This window comes from Arthrobacter sp. CJ23 (assembly GCF_024741795.1).
In the GTDB taxonomy this organism is placed as follows: Bacteria; Actinomycetota; Actinomycetes; order Actinomycetales; family Micrococcaceae; genus Arthrobacter.
In genome coordinates this window covers 1,688,819-1,706,607 of record NZ_CP102950.1, presented here as the reverse complement: position 1 = coordinate 1,706,607, position 17,789 = coordinate 1,688,819, and the positions used below count along the sequence as shown (strand labels likewise).

Below are 17,789 nucleotides of genomic sequence, written 5' to 3'. Positions count from 1 at the left end.
AAGGAGTTCAGCATGGCTGCTGAAGATATCAAGAAGGGTCTGGCCGGCGTGGTGGTGGACTACACCGCAGTCTCCAAGGTCAACCCGGATACCAATTCGCTGCTCTACCGCGGCTACCCGGTGCAGGAGCTCGCCGCCAGATGCAGCTTCGAGGAAGTGGCCTTCCTGCTGTGGAACGGCGAGCTGCCCACCCCTGACGAGCTGACCGCCTTCTCTGACCGCGAGCGTGCCGGCCGCGCCCTTGATCCGGTGGTCAAGCAGGTCGTTGACACGCTGCCCACCACCGCCCACCCCATGGATGTGTGCCGGACTGCGGCGTCGGTCCTGGGAGCCCGGCATCCTCTGGCCGAGGATTCCTCACCCGAAGCGAACATGAAGAAGGCCATCGATCTGTGGGCGGCCATGCCGGCGATTGTGGCCTACGATCAGCGCCGGAGGCGCGGCCAGGATCTCGTGGAGCCCCGGGATGACCTGGGCTACTCGGCGAACTTCCTGTGGATGGCGTTCGGCGAAGATCCTGTGGACGAGGTCGTCGAGGCCTTCAACGTCTCGATGATCCTGTATGCGGAGCACTCCTTCAACGCCTCCACCTTCACGGCCCGCGTGATCACGTCCAGCCTGTCCGACCTGCACTCGGCCGTCACGGGCGCGATCGGCGCCCTCAAGGGACCGCTGCACGGCGGCGCCAACGAGGCCGTGATGCACACCTTCGACGAGATCGGCATCCGCCCCGAGGAATCGCTGGAGGACGCCGCCGCCCGGGCGAAGGCCTGGATGGAGGACGCCCTGGCCCACAAGAAGAAGGTCATGGGCTTCGGACACCGCGTCTACAAGCACGGCGATTCCCGCGTCCCCACCATGAAGGCCGCGCTGGACAAGATGATCGCCCACTACGGCCGCCCGGAGCTGCTGGGGCTGTACAACGGCCTGGAGCAGGCCATGGACGAGGCCAAGGCCATCAAGCCGAACCTTGACTACCCGGCCGGGCCCACCTACCACCTCATGGGCTTCGACACCCTGACGTTCACCCCGATCTTCGTGGCCAGCCGCATCACCGGCTGGACCGCGCACATCATGGAGCAGCAGGCCTCGAACTCCCTGATCCGGCCGTTGAGCGAATACAACGGCGTGGACGAGCGGCACCTGCCGTAGTCCCCACCGGCTCCCAACCGGTTCCCTGAACGCCCGACGGCGGGCCGGTCACCTTCCCAGGTGGCTGGCCCGCCGTCGTTCCTGTCCCAGTTCAGTTCCTGTCTCAACCCTGCGGCGCCACCCGCAAGGCAGCGAGCAGCGTGGCCACTTGGTTATAGCGTTCCGTGGCCCGCCAGGCTTTGGCCGCCTCCACGTCTGCGAACACCCAGCCGGCACCGGCGCCGGCGTCGGACCGCTGGATCCCGGTGCCGAACGTGAGTTTCAGTCCGCCCAGCTGCACAGGAGTCAAGGTGCACTCCGCGCTGCCCGCACCGCTCACCCGGGCCAGCAACAGCGCCCCGTACAGCTGCTCCCCTTTGAAGACCCCGTAGACCATCCGGGCCGCAGCGTCCGGAGACTCCTGGAGCGGCACGGACTCAAGGATTTCGAAGTTGCCGCCGGGGCCGCAGGAGATGCCCGGGTCCATGCCCGCCGACGCTCCGAAGACCAGCTTCGCCGTGCTCTTGCCAGCGCTGTCCAGGACCTGCAAGGACAGCTCCCCGTCCGGATCCGTGCCGGGCGTGTGCTGGACGGTGAAGGCGTCGGCGTAGTCGAAGCCCATTGTGTAGCCCTGGGAGTGGAGCTCGAAGCGGCTTCCGCCCAGCGCGTCCGGACCGGGCGCCTCCCCCACAAGTTGTGGCCGGAGCTCCACGGGGATGCCCTTGACGGCGAACTCCTGGTCCATGGCCTGTTGCGGCGCGAGGACCTGGCCATTCTGCGAGACGTCGTTCCTCAGCGCCTGGAACTTCCAGCTGAAGACGCTGGACCATTCCTGCTGGAAGTCGCTGAGGAAGCGGCCGTTCTGCAGCCTGGCGATCAGATACCAGGCGTTGCCGCCGTCCAACTGGAGGGCCATGGCGCCCTCGTCGGAAACGGAGTAGGCCAGCCAGCCCTCGGCGCAACCCAGCACCGTGTAGTACTTCTGGTCCGCCGCCGGGATCGGTGCGATGGCCCGCCGCTGGTCATTGAGCTGTTGGTCGATGTTGGCCACCGTGCACTCCACCCCGTTGCTCGTCAGGACGGGCGGCACGCTCGCCGTCGGCGTCGGCGTGGGGCCGGCCGTGGAGGTATGGAGCGGTGTCGGCGTGCCGGTCTGGGCGGGCGACGGCGTGGGCTGTGCCAACAGATTTCCGCCGACCACGACTGCGGCGGCAAGGACCGCGGCGGCGGCGAGTGCGCCGACAGCCGCCCGGACCGTGGTGCGGCGCGCCGGCCTGCGCTGCCTGCGTACTGCAAGGGACACAACATTGGGATCGTCGCTGAAGACGATCGAGCGGGCCGATTCGAATCCCGCGGCGGCCTGCGGTTCATCCACGTGTGGCCGTGCATCCTTCATGAGCTGCTCGATGCGGTCCATGGCTAGCCCTTCCGTTCGGTCATCAGGTGTGCGGGGGAAATCCTGGCGAAGGCCTGCCGGGCGCGGTGCAGTCGGACCCCGGCGGCGGAAACAGAGCAGCCGAGGCTTTCAGCAAGTTCCGCGGTGGTGAGATCGTCCCAATAGCTGAGCATGAGCACCTCCCGGTGCCGCTCGCTCAACTGGGTCAGGACCTCGGCGACCTCCTGCCGCACGGTGGAGCCGGCGTCGCTGTCCTGCCGTAGGCGCGCCTCGCTTTCCAGGCGTTCCCGCAATTGTTGCTGGCGGCGGCGTCCCTTGTACTCGTTGCCAAGCACATTGCGGGCGGTGGCGATGAGCCAGCCGATGCCCGGGGCGTCCGCCGAGCGCTTTTGCCACGCGATCCGGAAAACGTCCGCCGCGAGTTCCTCGGCCCGGGACTGGTCCTGGATGCGGTAGGCGATGTAGCGGTAAACGCGAGTGAAATGCTGCGTGTGCAAGGCAAGGAATTCGTGCTCATCGGCAGCCAGCATGGCTTATCCCCCGATCCTCCGGATGACCCCACTTTTAATGACTAAGTGTCCCGTCCGAGGCGTCTTCTTACACCTCTGCCCGGGAATTTCTCCAACAATTTGTCCAACAATGTGTCCGGACGCAACAGACCGCCTGCAGGAACCTGCAGGCGGTCCGTTAGGCACTTCCGCACTATGCGGTCCGGAAGGCCCGCCGCCGTTTGGGCCTGACGGCGACGACCAGCAACGTCCCGATCAACAGCAGGGCCGCAGCCGGCCAGAACCACGCGGTGACTCCGGTGCCCGTGGCGGCGAGCGCCGCACGTTCCACCGTGGTCACGTGCGTGGCCCTGTTATTGCCGGTCACGGTCTCAGGGGTTGAGGTGGTGACCACCGCTACGTTGGTGAACGGGCCATTGCCCATGTAGTCGGTGATCGAAGCCTTGACCCCGATGGTGATCTCCTGTCCCACGGCCATCAGGCCAAGGTTGCAGATGAACGACGTTGCAGAATTGATGCAGCTTCCGGCGGACGGAGCGAGCGCGTCCGCCGTGACATCGGCCGGCATGGTGTCCTTGACCACGACGTCCCTGGCCTCGGTGGGACCGTTATTGGTCACTCTGAGGGTGTAGGAAATCGCTGCCGAGCCGCCCTTGTTGGGCAGCAGGACCTTTTCGGTACCGGTCTTGACGACGGCCACGTCGGCCTCGTCCGGCGCGGAAACGCAGGCTTCGGCTTCACCGCCTGTGCCGTCAACCACGGTCAGTTCCACCTTGTTCAGGAAGCCTGTGCCGTCATCTCCCTCCCCGAGGGTGCAATCCCTGGCATCCGATCCTGTTGCCGGGGCGATCGTGGACGTGGTGGTCACCGTATAGGTGTGGACCGCATCCGGGTCGATGGTGACCGGCGCCGCGGTCAGATGCGTGACCGTGGTGCCGTTCCAGTCGGGATTGACCGAAGCATCTGTGCTGGCCGCACTGGCTTCGGTGGCGGTGATGCCGTCGCCAAAGGCCAGCTTGTCCGTCAGCTTGTACTGTTCGGTGACAAACGACGCCGAGCTGACCCTGATGCTGTACGTCACTGTGTAGCTCGAATCGGCGTTTTTGACCGGTCCGCTGGTGACGGTCTTGCTGATGTCCACGGGGCCGCGCTTGCCGTTGGTGTACGTGCAGCTGATCACGTCGCCCGGTGCCGGGTTCAGGATCGCCTCCGTTCCGTGGACAGTGGCGCCGTTGAACACCTCGCCGCCCTTGAGGCATTCAAGCCCGAGGAGCCGCCAGCCGTCTTCGGCCATTTCAGTGACGCCCCAGTCCTGGGCCGGGTTGAGTCCGGTGAACACCTTGGGTTCCTGGGTGTCCGTCAGGGTGAAGGTCTCACCGAACTCGCTGTTGGGCAGGAACCACTGGAAGGCGAACACTGCTGGGTCGGCCGCAGGAACGGATTCCTTGTCGACGATGACGGTGGCGGTCTGGGTGTTTTCAAACACGCAGGTCACCGTCTCGCCCGGATCCAGCTTGATGTTGCCCGTCCTGTTCGGTCCATCGGTGGTGCTGGCGGTTCCGCTTTCCATGGAGTCCGAGCAGGACAGCACACGAGACAGGTAGGCCGGGAAGGGGCTGTCCTCGGCCACCGTGTAGCTGCCGGGCAGGACGTCCATGAACGTCTGGCTTCCGGTGCCCTCCTCGGTGGTGATGTCGAAGCCGCCGTCAGCCAGGGCCGGGGTTCCGGACGTCCAGCTGCCGTTGAAGCCGAAGGTGCCATCGGCGCCGTCGACGTTCTTGACGATGACGATCCTGCCCTTGGCCGTGTTGGTGATGGCGCAGCCGATGTCTGCGTCCGGTCCGACAGTGAACGGGATGCCCACTGCGTGTCCGTTGAGCGTGCAGCTGAGCTGTCCCATCGTCCAGCCGGAGCCCGGGTTCACCTCGCTGACCGTGTAGTGGACGCCGGGGACGAGGGCCACGGTGGCCGTCCCGGTGCCGTCCGCCGTCACGATGGTTTCCTCGGTTTCGACGCCGTTCTCTTCCCCGGTGATGGTGAAGTCGAACGAGCCGTTGCCGCCAACCGCTGTCTTGACGATGGTCAGTTCGCCGGGCAGCACCGCGTTGGTGACGGCGCATGCGATGCCGTCGCCGGCCTCCACCAGGATGGTGTTCCCGACGTCCTCGGTGGACTCGTCGGCATGCGTGACCGTGCAGGTGATGGTTCCGCCCGTCCAGCCTGCGGGGACCTGTTCGGTGATGCTGTAGCTTTCACCGGTCAGCAGGCCTTCCCACCCAACGGTCGGGTCCGCCGTCGTCGCGTTCTTGGTGCCCGTCTCGCCGTCAGGAACGGGCGAGATGGTGAACGGGATGGACCAGGCGTAGTCCGGAAGGACGCCGGTGACCGTCTTGGTGACCTCGACGTCGGCGGGTGCGGCGGTGTTGACGAGGCCGCAGGTGATCAGCTGGCCCGGCTGGGTGATGGTCACCTGGAAGCCGGCCAGTTGCGGGTTCTCATCCGCACCGGTGGAGCAGGTGATTGCGCCCTGGGTCCAGCCGGCAGCCGGTTCTTCCTCCGTGATGGTGTACTGCTTGTTCAGGACCAGCGGGGCGAACGAAACGGTGTCGCCGCCGTCTCCGGTGCCCGAAGCTTCCTGCGGGCTCGTCGCTCCGGCTTCCACCGGGGAGATGGAGATGTCGAAGGTCCAAGCGTAGTCATCCGCGACGCCCTCAACCGACTTGGTCACCTGGATGGTTCCCGGGGCCGCACGGTTGACGAAAGTGCAGGTGATGGTCTGCCCCGGAGCCGGGGTCAGGGAGACGCCGTTGGCCGTTACCGCAACCTGGTTGCTGCAGGCGGAGGCGGCCAGGTCGAGCGTCCATCCCGGCACTGCCACTTCATTGACCGTGTACGGCTGCTTGGCCGGCAGCAGTGCTGACGTGAAGGTGTTGGAGCGGGTGCCGTCCGCGTCGTCGTCGAGAATGAACGACGGCGGCAGCGGGCTTCCGGTGGCGCTGAACGTGAAGTCCTGGTCGTCGTCCGGAACGGCGTCCTTGACGATCACGATCGTGGAGCGCTGCGTGTTCGTGTAGGTACACGTCACCGTCTCCCCTGGATCGAGGTCGATGGTGCCCACCAGGCCCTGGGCCGAGCTGGTGTCTCCGGCAAGGTTGCCGGAGCACACCAGATTGGTGCCGTCATACCCGGGCGTCGGATCCATTTCCGTGACCGTGAACGGGCTGCCGTCCTTGGGGACCACAACACCGGTCCATGTCCGGCTGCTGGTGCCGCTGTCCGTGGTCAGCTGGAAGTTGTTGACCGGGGTGCCCGTTTCGGGGTCGACCCAGTTTCCGCTGAAGTCGAAGGTGCCGTCGGCTCCTTCCACGTTCTTGACGATCACGATGGTGCCGCGGCCTGCCTCATTGGTCCACCTGCAGACGATGTCCCCGGTGGCTGCCTTCGGTACCACGATGCTGCCCGAGAGGGCACCACCCTGGTATGTCAGAGGGGCGCCGGTGCAGAGCAGCGAGGTGGCGTAGGCCGCGTCGTTGGCCGCATCGAGGGACTCGGTCAGCCCCACGGTTTCGCCGGAGAGAACCGTCACGGTCTTGACCGGGGAATCGACTTCACTGCCCGGGAGGCCGTTGGATTCAGACCCTTCCGGGAGCCCCGGGAACGTCGACGCCGCACCCAGGACGGCCCGGTCGCCGTCTGCCCCGTCAATCCATTCCTTTTCGAGCGTCAGCTGGACGCTGGTCCGGTTGTTGGTGAAGGTACAGGTGACCGGCGCAGCGGTCTTGGGCATGGTGTACGCACCATTCAGTCCCGGCGTTGGTTCCGGGTTCAGGCCCGCCGCGCTGCAGGACAGGCTGGAGGTGTAGGAACCAAGGTTTCCGGCGCCGAGGGCTTCCGCCAGGGAGACGGTCTCCCCCGACAGCACGGTTGCCGTCACGGTTTTGGCGGTGTCCGCGAACTGGGCGCTTCCGATGGCAACGGACGCGGCCCCGGCGGCGGGCGACTGTCCGAGCTGGGCAGTGATGTCCAGATCGGCGGTGTCCCCCTGTGCGCCATTGATCCAGTGCTTCTGGAGCGTCAGAACCGCGCTGGTGCGCGTGTTGGTGAACGTGCACGTCACGGCGGCCGGCGTGGGCGGCACCGCGTAGCTGCCGGTGGGGGCCGGCGGGGTGTAGCTCAGCCCATCGGCACCCGCGCAGCTCAGCGAGGTGGCGTAGGAGCCCACGTTGGCCGGAGCCAGGACCTCCCCGAGGTTCACCGTTTCGCCGGCGTAGACCGTGAGCACGGCTGGCGTGGTGGTGGCCGGTGCCGTGGAGCTTCCGGCGGCGTCGGGCGACAGCCCGCTGCTTCCGGCGGCACCCAGCGACGCCTGGTCGCCCGCCCGCCCATTGACCCATTCCTTGGTCAGGGTCAGCTGGGCCGACTTGCGCGTGTTCTGGAAGGTGCAGGTGACGGTCACGTCCGGGGACGTGACGGTGAAGTTGCCGGACATCCCGGTGTTGTTCGCCGGCACAATTCCGTTGTCGCAGACCAGCACGGATGAGTACCAACTTCCGTTGGTGCCAGCGTGGGCCGCCTCGGAGACGGTGACGCTTTCACCGAGGACAACCACCACGGCCGGGTTGGAAACGAATCCGTTGCCCACTCCGCCGGGGCTGCCCTGCGGCACGCCGTTGATGTTCAGATCGAACCTGCCCGGATCGGCTGCCGGCGTCAGCTGCTTGGCCACCTTGACGTTGGCTGTCTGCTTCGCGTTGGTGAAGGTACAGGTGACAATGTGCCCAGGCAGGATGTTGATGTTGCTCAAGGCCCCGGTGGCCGGGTCGAAGGCCGTTCCGGCGAGCGGGGTGGTTCCGTCCACGCAGGTGGCCGAGACCTTGCTCCAGTACAGCTCGGAGGTGGACTCGGTGACGGAGTACACGCCGGGGTTGACGTCATTGCTGAGCTCATCGCCCGCCTCTGTGACGTTGTTCACGGTGGTGATGTTGCCGTTGATCAGCTGGGTGTTCTGGCTGTCACGTCCGTCGAAGCTGAACGTGCCGTCCCGGAGGGTGGTTGCCTTCTTGACGATCAGGCGGCCCTGCTGGTCATTGGTGAAGGTACAGGTGACGGCGTCGCCCGCGGCCAGGGTCACCGTGGTCGACAGATTGCCCTGCACGTAACCGGTGGCGGTGGATCCGCCCGAACCCGTGATGGTGATGACGCAGGCAATGTTCACCAGCGCATAGTCGGGATCGTATTGCGTGTTCGCTGCCGTCAGGAGCTCGGCGATCGTGTAGGCACCCGGTGCCAGGTTCGGCGAGGCGTTGGACTGTCCGATCTGCAGCGAGAACTCTGCCGTTCCGTCCGGAGCGGCGGCGTTGTTCGCGTAGGTGGTGTCGAAGCCGAAGGTGTCCGTGGCGGTCTTGCCGCGGCCATCCTTTGCGACGACGATCTGGCCGTTCTGGTTGTTGGTGAACGTACAAGTGATGATCTGTCCGCCGATTGTGGCGAAGCCGACCGATGAACCTGCGACCGTTCCTACCGGCTGCTGCTGCCCGTCAAGGCAGACGATGCCCTGCAGGACCCAGCTGGGCGTCCCGGCAGGAACCAGCTCGCTGATGGAAACCTGGGTTCCCGGGGTGAAGGCCAACAGTCCCGAGCTGTCCCCGAGCGTCAGCGGGATGGATCCCTTGCCCGTGACATCGAAGTTGAACACCGTATTGGTGTTGCCCGCACCGGTCTTGTTGATGACGACGCCGGAGGATTCGTTGGTGATGACACAGGATGTCTGGACTCCGTTGTCCACCCCGCTGGGCGGAACCTGGAAGAGCTGGGTGACGTTGTTCAGGTTGGCGGTCACGACTTCCTGGGTACGCAGCACTCCCGAGGGCAAGGCGAATGGATCCCACCACGTACATTTGACGCTGACCAATGCCCAGCCTGCGGGCAAGGTGGTTTCCCGGAGCCGGTAGTCCGGCTGCGCGAGCACATTGCTCCAGATGTGGGTTTCACCCACCTTGATGGCCGAGGTGATCATCGCCGGATCCGGCTGGTCCAGGGTTGCACCGGTTCCTTGCACCGTCAGGTCAGGGCCGAACGCGTCCTGCTGGTCTGCCTGGTCCAGCGTGTACCCGAAGACATCGGCTCCGGTGAGGCCGGCAGGGTTTGATTCCTTGGTGATGCTGATGCTGGAACAGGTGTTGATCGTCAAGGGGGAAGCAGGCTGCAGGAGGTCCTTCAGCGTGGGGTTGCCTCCGCCGGGATCCGTCAGCACGCCGCCCAGGGCAACCGTGCCGCACACGTCCTGCGGCAGGACGCCTGAGGCCGTGAGGTCGATGGCCAGTTCGCCGAAGATGGCATTGGTGGGTACATCAACTCCCGGCTGGGTACCGGCCAGAGCCGTGACATCCGAGAATACCCAGGCACTGCCGTTCCAAGTCCCGACGCCCACCGCATTGGCGCCGCCGCCCCCCTCGGTGTGGAAAAAGCGGACGAGCTTGTCGTCCGCCCGGCCGTCCTTGTTGAAGGGATTACCTGGGGTCGGATCGAAGGGTCCGTTGACGGTGAAGTAGGTGTTCATCACGCCGCTGTTGCCCGGCACCCGGTTCCAGTCCATGTACAGCACGTAGTGCAGCTGGCCCGCCACGTTGACAATCTCGTAGGCCATCTCGGACCCGCATAGATCCGCTTTGGTGGGCGAAATCGCGCCTGGCGTGAAGACCCAGTCATCGTCGAGGTGCGTGCCGCCCACGGCCTGGCTCGGGTCGGTCACGGCTCCACAAGCGTCGGGCATGTTCCGGTACCCAACAATGCCCGTGGATTGCCGGCCCTGGGCGGTGGTGTACGGCCCATAGGGTGCCGCTGCAATGCCGGCCCAGTCGTTCGTCCCGGCGCGGTTTGCACCGCCCGGTCCTTCGATTTCAAACTTGGTGAAGTCGCCGCCTGCGGTGTGCCCTGGAAGGGCGGCGAAGGCTGGTGACATGAGGCCGTAGGGTCCGGCGATGGCCAGGACCAGGGCTGAAAAAATGGTGACGAAACCGCGGCGTAGAGGACGCCGGCGGGATGCTGCATGTCTCATGACATCTCCCGGGAAACTGATGGCCCCAAAAAGCGCCAGTCAGTCCGGCGCTTCTATCAGTTGTCTCGAGTTCAATGTGCCTGTCCCCGTGACAACATTGAACGGGCAGCTCCCCAGCTCCCTGGTCCGTACAGCACAGACCATACACCTGGAATCGGGAAAGCAAGCCTGAGCTGTCGGCAAATAACGATTGCCAACTCTCAGTTAGGCCGAATTTTCGGGAGAAAATCGATTAACAAGTAGCACTCCCGGAAAAGACGGGTACTACTTGGCCACGAATCGGCGGGCGGCAAGCAGGTAAGCGCGGGGCCAAGCGGCGAAGCTGCCGAAGGGGGTCAGAGCCCCGGCTGGAGGCCCGTCGCAGAATCCCCGCAGACGGAGGTGTGGACCTCGGCGACGCTCTCGTTATCGTCAGCCAGGACCACCCTGACGGCAAGCTTCCGGCCTGAAATCATGGCCGGCAGCCAGTGCTCCGCGTCGGCCCACATCTGCTCAACGGGCAGCGTCTCGACGCCGTACCAGCGGGGCGCGATTTCATCGCTCTCGGAGGGTTCGCCCTCCCATTTCCCGGTCAGGAAGACCGTGGTGAACATGTTCCACTCGGTCCTGCGGGGGAACACGAAGTCCACCGTCCCGGCGAACACAAGGTCCTGCTGGACCACGGTGACATGGACTTCCTCGTGCACTTCCCTGCACGCCGCTTCAAGGGCCGTCTCCCCCACTTCCAGGTGTCCCCCGACGCCCACCACTTTGCCGCTCCCGAAGCCGGTCTTCTTGGTTCCGAGCAGCACTTCCTGCCCGTCCACACCGTCGCGGAGCAGGAAGCAAAGGGTCACGTGTACGGCAGTCATGGGCCCAGCCTACTTCGGTGCCGGATCAGCTCCGGCAAGGCGGCGCAGGAAGCCCCCGGGCGTCCAGCGCTGCCTTGCTACAGTGGGGCCGTCCCTGGGACTGAACCTCCTGCTGGCCGCGGTTCCTCTGGTCTTCTCGGTGCTGTGGCTGGCCTTTATCGTGCGCTGCGCGTGGTTCCTTCGCAGGCTCCGCGGCTGGTGCCAGAGCCCGGCCAACTCAAGGGTGCCCAGGAAATTCCTGCGCGGGCTGCCCGAGCTGCGGCGGGTGGTGGTGGGGCTGGCGCACCCCGGTAGGGCTCCGCTCAACGCTGGGTTAGGGTTCGTACCCGCCTGGGGCCGAAAGCGCTGGCTTGGGGCTCAGCGCTGGCTTGGGTGTGCCGGCCACGGCGCGTCGGCCGGGCGGAGGTTCGCGAAGCCGTCGGCCTTCGCCGCCGCGGCTGCGAGGATCCCGACGACGGCAGAAGGGTTGTGCAGGCGCCCTTCCAGGACTGCCGCCACGGCATCGGTGAGCGGGACCCAGCGGAGCTCGATTTCGGCTTCCTCATCGGTACGGACGTGCCGTTCGGCCTCCGGGACCTCCCCGAGGCCGCGGGCGAGGTAGATCCGGATGGCCTCGCTGGAGGAACCCGGGGAATTGAAGAAGTCCGCCAGCACGTTCCACGTGGCCGCTGTGACATCGGCTTCTTCGGCCAGTTCCCGGGCCGCGCCCACCACGAAGTCCTCGCCCTCAATGTCCAGCAGGCCCGCCGGAATCTCCCAAAGGTCCATCCCCACCGGGTGCCGGTACTGCTTGAGCAGGAGGATCTCGCCGTCGTCGTTCATGGGAAGGACCGCCACGGCCCCCGGGTGGTCGATGTAGTCGCGCACCAGGGTGCCTGTGTCCTCGCCGAGCTGGAAGGCGTCGCTGACGACATCCCAGATCCGGCCCTCGTAGACCGTGCTGGACGACAAAAGACGGCGCGGGCTCGGCACGTCCGAAACCTGCCGTGACGTGGGGGTTTCAGAAATGCCGGGCATCGCGCCGTCCTTCGTTGTCGTGCTTGCGTTACTTGGCAGCTACCTTGCGGGCAGCAGGCTTTGCAGCCGCGGCGGCGTCTTCACGCCGGTCCAGCGCGGCCTTGACGAGGCCGGCGAACAGCGGGTGGGGACGCGTGGGGCGGGAGCTGAGCTCGGGGTGCGCCTGCGTGGCCACGTAGTACGGGTGGACTTCGCGGGGCAGTTCGACGTACTCAACAAGCTTGCCGTCGGGCGACGTTCCGGAGAACACCAGGCCCTCGGCCGCGATCTGCTCGCGGTACTTGTTGTTGACCTCATAGCGGTGCCGGTGGCGTTCGCTCACGCTGGTGGAACCGTAGGTTTCAGCAACCACGGAACCCTCAAGCAGCTTGGCCTCGTACAGGCCAAGGCGCATGGTGCCGCCCAGATCGCCCTTGCCGCCCACAATGTCCAGCTGCTCTTCCATGGTGGCGATGACCGGGTACTTGGAGTCCGGCTCGAATTCGCTCGACGATGCGCCTTCCAGGCCCACCACGTTGCGTGCGTACTCGATGACCATGCACTGCAGGCCGAGGCACAGGCCCAGGACCGGCAGTTTGGTTTCGCGGGCGAACTTCAGCGCGCCGAGCTTGCCTTCAAGGCCGCGGATGCCGAAGCCGCCGGGCACGCAGATGGCGTCGACGCCGGCCAGGGACTTGGTGGCCCCGGCAAGGGTCTCGCACTCATCGGAGGGGACCCAGCGGATCTTGACCTTGGCCTCGTTGGCGAAGCCGCCGGCGCGCAGGGCCTCGGTCACGGACAGGTAGGCGTCCGGCAGGTCGATGTACTTGCCGACCAGGGCAACCTCGACCTCGTGCTTCGGGTTGTGGACGGCTTCGAGGAGCTTGTCCCACTTGGTCCAGTCGACGTCCTTGAACGGCAGGTCGAGGGCACGCACGATGTACGAGTCCAGGCCCTGGGCGTGGAGCGTCTTGGGGATGTCGTAGATGCTGGGGGCATCGGCGGCGTTGACCACGGCGTCGATGTCGACATCGCACATGCGGCCGATCTTCTCACGCATGGCGTCCGGGACTTCGCGGTCGGAGCGGATCACGATCGCCTCGGGCTGGATGCCGATGGAGCGCAGCGCGGCAACGGAGTGTTGCGTCGGCTTGGTCTTCAGTTCCTGCGAGGGGCCGATGTAGGGCACCAGGGAGACGTGCAGGAAGAAGACGTTACCGCGGCCCACGTCCTGGCGGACCTGGCGTGCGGATTCGAGGAAGGGCTGGGACTCGATGTCGCCAACGGTGCCGCCGATTTCCGTGATGATGACGTCCGGGGCGTTCTTGCCTTCGGCGGGCAGGCGCATGCGGCGCTTGATTTCATCGGTGATGTGCGGGATGACCTGCACGGTATCGCCCAAGTACTCGCCGCGGCGTTCCTTGGCGATGACCGTCGAGTAGATCTGGCCGGTGGTGACGTTGGCTGAGCCTTCGAGGTTTTCGTCGAGGAAGCGCTCGTAGTGCCCGATGTCGAGGTCCGTCTCGGCGCCGTCGTCAGTCACGAAGACTTCGCCGTGCTGGAAGGGGTTCATCGTGCCCGGATCCACGTTCAGATAGGGATCGAGCTTCTGCATAGTTACAGACAAACCGCGTGCCCGCAGCAGGTGGCCGAGGCTCGAAGCCGTCAGTCCTTTGCCGAGCGAGGACGCCACACCGCCGGTAACGAAGATGTGTTTGGTCGTCTTGGACGAGCCCGGGAACCGGGAATTTACACGGGAATTTGATCGCTGCACCACGGAGTTCGAGCTTATCATCAATTGCGCCTTCCAAGCGTCCGTATCTGATTTCCCAAATGTTCAATGGTGGCTTACGGAGCGCCCCCGGAGCAAGGGTACGCACCGGCGGATCCGCCCGGATCGGCGCCACCAAAGGAAGCCCGGCACTGTTGGGCCATGGAGGCCCCGCCACACGTCCACTGCCGATCCTGCCATGACGTGAGCCGAAACACCTCAGGCCTGCGGCAGCAGCTTCGCGTCGTCAAGGAGCTCCTGGGCATGGGCACGCGCCGATTCGGAGTCCTCCTGGCCGGCCAGCATGCGCGCCAGCTCCTTGACGCGCTCCGCTGCGTCCAGCAGCTGCACATCGCTCGAGGTGAACCCCGTGGCGGTCTTGCCGTCAGCGCCCCGGACGGAGGTTTTGGTGACGCGGATGTGCTGGTCCGCGAAGGCGGCCACCTGCGGCAAGTGGGTGACCACCAGCACCTGGACGTGGCGGGCCAGCATCGCGAGCCGGCGTCCGATCTCCACCGCGGCCCGGCCGCCCACGCCGGCATCGACCTCGTCGAAGACGAACGTCGGCACGGGGTCCACGGCGGCGAGCACCACCTCGATGGCGAGCATGACGCGGGACAGCTCACCGCCCGAGGCGCCCTTGCCCAGGGGCCGTGACGGGGCGCCGGAATGCGGCTGCAGCAGGAAGGCGATCTCGTCCACACCGTGCGGGCCCAGCTGGCCGCCGGCCTCGACGTCGATCACCAGCGTGGCATCGGCCATGGCCAGGGCCTTCAGTTCCGCGCTGACACGGGCCGAGAGGTCCTTGGCGGCCTTGAGCCGCGCCTTGCTGATGTCCGTGGCCAGTTTCCGTAGGGTGGCCTCGGCGGACAGCACCTCGGCGTCGAGGGCCTCGATCCTGCTCGAGTCGTCCTGCAGTTCATCGAGCCGTGCCCGGGAGGCTTCGGCCCATTCGAGGACTTCGTCGATGCTCGGGGCGTACTTGCGGATCAGCTTCGCCAGGGCGGCCCGGCGTTCCTCGATCTCCGACAGCCGCTCCGGGCCCTCGGTGTCGAGGGAGGCCTGGTAGCTGGAGAGGTCGGCGGCGATGTCGTTGAGCAGGAAGCCCACCTCGGCAAGGCGGGCCGCCGCGGCCCCTAGTTCCTCGTCATGTTCGGCAACGTGTTCCAGCGTGCGCTTGGCCGCGTCCACGAGCGTGGTGGCGTCGCCCGTGTCGCCGAACTCCTCGGCGATAAGGGCTTCATGCGCCGCGGCGGCCGCGAGGCGGAGTTCCTCGACATTGGCGAGCTTGACGGCCTCGGCCTTGAGGGTCTCGTCCTCGCTGGGCTGCGGGTCCACCTGGTCGATTTCGGCGAGGGCGACTTCAAGGGACTCGGCTTCGCGCAGGCGTTCTCTGGCCTCGCCACGGAGGGTTTCCAGCTCGCCCTGGATCGATTTCCAGTGGGCGAAAAGTTCCTGGTACTCCCCCAGGACCTTGGCCAGCGGCGCCCCGGCGAAGCGGTCCAGGGCGTGGCGTTGCGCGGTGGCTCCCTTGAGCCGGATCTGGTCCGACTGCCCGTGGATCACCACCAGGCTTTCACCGATTTCGGCCAGCACGCCTACGGGCGCGGATCGCCCGCCGACGAAGGCACGGCTGCGTCCGTCGGCGCCGACGGTACGGGCAAGGACCAGTTCGGCCACGCCGTCGAACTCTTCGGCCTCGCCGCCCGCCTCGCGGGCGCGGGCCACGGCGTCGTGCACAGGGTCGAGTTTGAGTACGGCCTCGGCAGAGGCAGATTTGGCGCCGCTGCGCACCGCCCCGGCGTCCGATCTGGCGCCCAGGAGGAGCCCGACGGCGGTGACCACCATGGTCTTACCCGCGCCGGTTTCGCCTGTGACGACGCTGAGGCCGCGGCCCAGCGGGAGCGTGGCATCGGCGATGACACCGAGGTCACGGATTCGGAGTTCTTCCAGCATGCTTCACTTCGCCTTCGTGGGGTCGGCCTGATCACCGGGCCCGGCGTCCCTGGGACTGGGCAAGGGAGTCGGGGTGAAGGTCCGGATGATGGGCGTGGGTCCGGTGTTGACGTCCTCGGAGTGGGGTGCAGGGCCCCGCCAGCCGTGGATGGGCAGTTCGAACTTGCGCACGAGCCTGGCGGAGAAGGGGGTCTTGTGGGTGCGGGCGAGCCGTACCGGGGTGGCGGAGCGGGTCACCTCGACGCGCGCGCCCGGCGGCAGGTCCACGGACCGCCGTCCGTCGCACCAGAGGACGCCTTGGGCGTCGGTGCGGTTCATGATCTCGACGGCGAGCTTGGACCGTGGTGAGACCACCAAGGGTTTGGCGAACAGCGCGTGGGCACTGATCGGAACGATGACGAGGGCCTCCACCTCTGGCCAGACAACGGGTCCGCCGGAGGAAAACGCGTAGGCGGTGGAGCCGGTGGGCGTGGCCAGGACCACGCCGTCGCAGCCGAAGGAGGTCAGCGGGCGTTCGTCGACTTCGGTGACGACCTCGAGCATGCGTTCCCGGTTGGCTTTTTCGATGGCGGCCTCGTTGAGGGCCCAGGTGTGCCAGATTTTCTGCCCGCGGACCCAGACCTGGACGTCGATGGTCATGCGTTCTTCCACCGAGTAGTCACGGCTCGCGATCCATTCGACGGTCTGCGCCAGGTCTGCACGCTCGCTTTCCGCGAGGAAGCCCACATGGCCCAAGTTGACGCCCAGGAGGGGAACATCGACGTCGCGGACAAGTTCGGCGGCCCGGAGGATGGTGCCGTCGCCGCCGAGCACCATGACGAGTTCGACGTCTTCCAGCGAAACGTCCTCGTGCAGGATCTCAATCGGGTTGTCCAGGGCACCGAAGAACCGCTCGATGTCGGCCAGCTCCGATTTCTGCAGAACGGGGACGAGTCCCGAGGCGTGGAGCTGCGTGCAGGCATCCCAGGCCGCGCGGAGCGACTCCTCCCGCCCTGTGTGGGCAAGGACCAATACACGCCTGCTCATCGGGTTCCGCTTCCTAGTTGTTCGGCCAGATTGTTTCCATTAGCGCAGCAACTTCTTCGTCCCGCTCTTCGATCTTAGGCAAGACCGCGGACATCTTGCGTTTTATCCACAGGAAGTACTCGACATTTCCGTCCTGGCCCGGCAGCGGACTCGCCGCCAGGCCGTGCAGCCCCAGCCCCGCATCCACCGCTGCGCGGGCCACCTGGGCGACCGCTCGGCGTCGTTCGTGCTCGGAGGACACCACGCCGGTGCGGCTCAGACGTTCCCTGCCCACTTCGAACTGCGGCTTGACCATGAGCACCAGATCGCCGCCGGGTTCGGTGCAGGCCGCGAGCGGATGCAGCACCAGAGTCAGGGAAATGAACGAGAGGTCCGCGACCGTCACCGCGGCAGGGCCGCCGATCCGTTCCGGCTTCATGTACCGGACGTTGAGTCCTTCGTGCACAACGACGCGCGGATCGTTCCGCAGCACGGGCACCAGTTGGTCATGCCCCACGTCCACCGCAACCACCTGCGCGGCACCCAGCCGCAGCAGTACGTCCGTAAATCCACCCGTGGAGGCGCCGGCGTCGAGGCATCGCTTTCCGGCGACGTCGACGGCGGGAAACGCCTCCAGGGCGCCGGCGAGTTTGTGCCCGGCACGGCTGACGTAGATGTCCTCCACATGGGATTCAACGTCGAGGACGGCGTCCGCAGCCACCTGCTGGGCCGCCTTGACGAGGACGGTTCCGCCGGAGCTGACTTTGCCGTCGGCGATGAGTTTGGCGGCATGGGTCCGTGACCTCGCCAGTCCGCGGACCACGAGTTCCTGATCGAGTCGTGCCATGCTCAGCTTTCGCCGTCTCTGCGGGTGCCGGCATCGGCCGGCTCCGCGTCCAGGGCTTCACGCAGGGCGTCATGGATACCGGCATACAGTCCGCTGTGTTCGGCCACGGGCGTGTCCGGGATGCCGTCCAGCCGGCGGAGGACGGCGTCCACAGCCGGATCGCCAGTGGGGACTCCGGGCGAGTCGCCCGGCAGCGTGTCCCGACCGGGCCATTGCGGGCGTGGCGGCGCGGCAGCCGTTTCCGGGGAATCATTCAGCTCGGTCATGGCA

11 protein-coding genes are annotated in these 17,789 nt (G+C 66.3%); 1 reads left to right on the top strand and 10 read right to left on the bottom strand.

The window, feature by feature from the left end; all coding sequences use genetic code 11:
* The first annotated feature begins 12 nt into the window (after window positions 1-12).
* Window positions 13-1,152 carry a bifunctional 2-methylcitrate synthase/citrate synthase gene (locus NVV90_RS07550; RefSeq protein WP_258440562.1) on the top strand — a complete coding sequence of 380 codons (1,140 nt, stop codon included), beginning with the start codon at window positions 13-15 and terminating at the stop codon, window positions 1,150-1,152.
* 103 nt (window positions 1,153-1,255) lie between these two features.
* Here NVV90_RS07550 and NVV90_RS07545 read toward each other — a convergent pair whose 3' ends face one another.
* The 10 genes from NVV90_RS07545 to NVV90_RS07500 form a co-directional block, all read right to left on the bottom strand.
* Entirely contained in the window at window positions 1,256-2,548 is a 1,293-nt protein-coding gene (locus NVV90_RS07545) for a hypothetical protein (RefSeq protein ID WP_258440561.1), read from the bottom strand.
* Window positions 2,549-2,550: 2 nt separating this feature from the next.
* Entirely contained in the window at window positions 2,551-3,057 is a 507-nt protein-coding gene (locus tag NVV90_RS07540) for an RNA polymerase sigma factor (protein ID WP_258440560.1), read from the bottom strand.
* A 172-nt stretch (window positions 3,058-3,229) separates the two neighbouring features.
* A complete protein-coding gene (locus tag NVV90_RS07535) occupies window positions 3,230-10,093 on the bottom strand; it encodes a DUF11 domain-containing protein (protein ID WP_258440559.1) in 6,864 nt (2,287 codons plus the stop codon).
* A 335-nt stretch (window positions 10,094-10,428) separates the two neighbouring features.
* On the bottom strand, window positions 10,429-10,944 hold the full coding sequence (locus NVV90_RS07530; protein ID WP_258440558.1) for an NUDIX domain-containing protein: 516 nt from the start codon (window positions 10,942-10,944) through the stop codon (window positions 10,429-10,431).
* A 357-nt stretch (window positions 10,945-11,301) separates the two neighbouring features.
* Window positions 11,302-11,961: an NUDIX hydrolase gene (locus NVV90_RS07525; RefSeq protein ID WP_258440557.1), complete on the bottom strand. Its 660-nt coding sequence runs from the start codon at window positions 11,959-11,961 to the stop codon at window positions 11,302-11,304.
* A gap of 28 nt (window positions 11,962-11,989) precedes the next feature.
* Entirely contained in the window at window positions 11,990-13,735 is a 1,746-nt protein-coding gene (locus tag NVV90_RS07520) for a CTP synthase (RefSeq protein WP_258440556.1), read from the bottom strand.
* 195 nt (window positions 13,736-13,930) lie between these two features.
* Window positions 13,931-15,667 carry a DNA repair protein RecN gene (gene recN / locus NVV90_RS07515; protein ID WP_258440555.1) on the bottom strand — a complete coding sequence of 579 codons (1,737 nt, stop codon included), beginning with the start codon at window positions 15,665-15,667 and terminating at the stop codon, window positions 13,931-13,933.
* Window positions 15,668-15,670: 3 nt separating this feature from the next.
* Entirely contained in the window at window positions 15,671-16,693 is a 1,023-nt protein-coding gene (locus NVV90_RS07510) for an NAD kinase (RefSeq protein ID WP_258440554.1), read from the bottom strand.
* Between the two features lie 13 nt (window positions 16,694-16,706).
* On the bottom strand, window positions 16,707-17,519 hold the full coding sequence (locus NVV90_RS07505; RefSeq protein ID WP_258440553.1) for a TlyA family RNA methyltransferase: 813 nt from the start codon (window positions 17,517-17,519) through the stop codon (window positions 16,707-16,709).
* A gap of 2 nt (window positions 17,520-17,521) precedes the next feature.
* Window positions 17,522-17,785 carry a hypothetical protein gene (locus NVV90_RS07500; RefSeq protein WP_258440552.1) on the bottom strand — a complete coding sequence of 88 codons (264 nt, stop codon included), beginning with the start codon at window positions 17,783-17,785 and terminating at the stop codon, window positions 17,522-17,524.
* Between the last annotated feature and the right edge of the window lie 4 nt (window positions 17,786-17,789).

What these genes read in the sequence shown, in the direction of transcription:
- NVV90_RS07550 (WP_258440562.1), top strand. Translation starts at nt 13, where the DNA reads ATGGCTGCTGAAGATATCAAGAAGGGTCTGGCCGGCGTGGTGGTGGAC.
- NVV90_RS07545 (WP_258440561.1), bottom strand. Translation starts at nt 2,548, where the DNA reads ATGGACCGCATCGAGCAGCTCATGAAGGATGCACGGCCACACGTGGAT.
- NVV90_RS07540 (WP_258440560.1), bottom strand. Translation starts at nt 3,057, where the DNA reads ATGCTGGCTGCCGATGAGCACGAATTCCTTGCCTTGCACACGCAGCAT.
- NVV90_RS07535 (WP_258440559.1), bottom strand. Translation starts at nt 10,093, where the DNA reads ATGAGACATGCAGCATCCCGCCGGCGTCCTCTACGCCGCGGTTTCGTC.
- NVV90_RS07530 (WP_258440558.1), bottom strand. Translation starts at nt 10,944, where the DNA reads ATGACTGCCGTACACGTGACCCTTTGCTTCCTGCTCCGCGACGGTGTG.
- NVV90_RS07525 (WP_258440557.1), bottom strand. Translation starts at nt 11,961, where the DNA reads ATGCCCGGCATTTCTGAAACCCCCACGTCACGGCAGGTTTCGGACGTG.
- NVV90_RS07520 (WP_258440556.1), bottom strand. Translation starts at nt 13,735, where the DNA reads ATGATAAGCTCGAACTCCGTGGTGCAGCGATCAAATTCCCGTGTAAAT.
- recN (WP_258440555.1), bottom strand. Translation starts at nt 15,667, where the DNA reads ATGCTGGAAGAACTCCGAATCCGTGACCTCGGTGTCATCGCCGATGCC.
- NVV90_RS07510 (WP_258440554.1), bottom strand. Translation starts at nt 16,693, where the DNA reads ATGAGCAGGCGTGTATTGGTCCTTGCCCACACAGGGCGGGAGGAGTCG.
- NVV90_RS07505 (WP_258440553.1), bottom strand. Translation starts at nt 17,519, where the DNA reads ATGGCACGACTCGATCAGGAACTCGTGGTCCGCGGACTGGCGAGGTCA.
- NVV90_RS07500 (WP_258440552.1), bottom strand. Translation starts at nt 17,785, where the DNA reads ATGACCGAGCTGAATGATTCCCCGGAAACGGCTGCCGCGCCGCCACGC.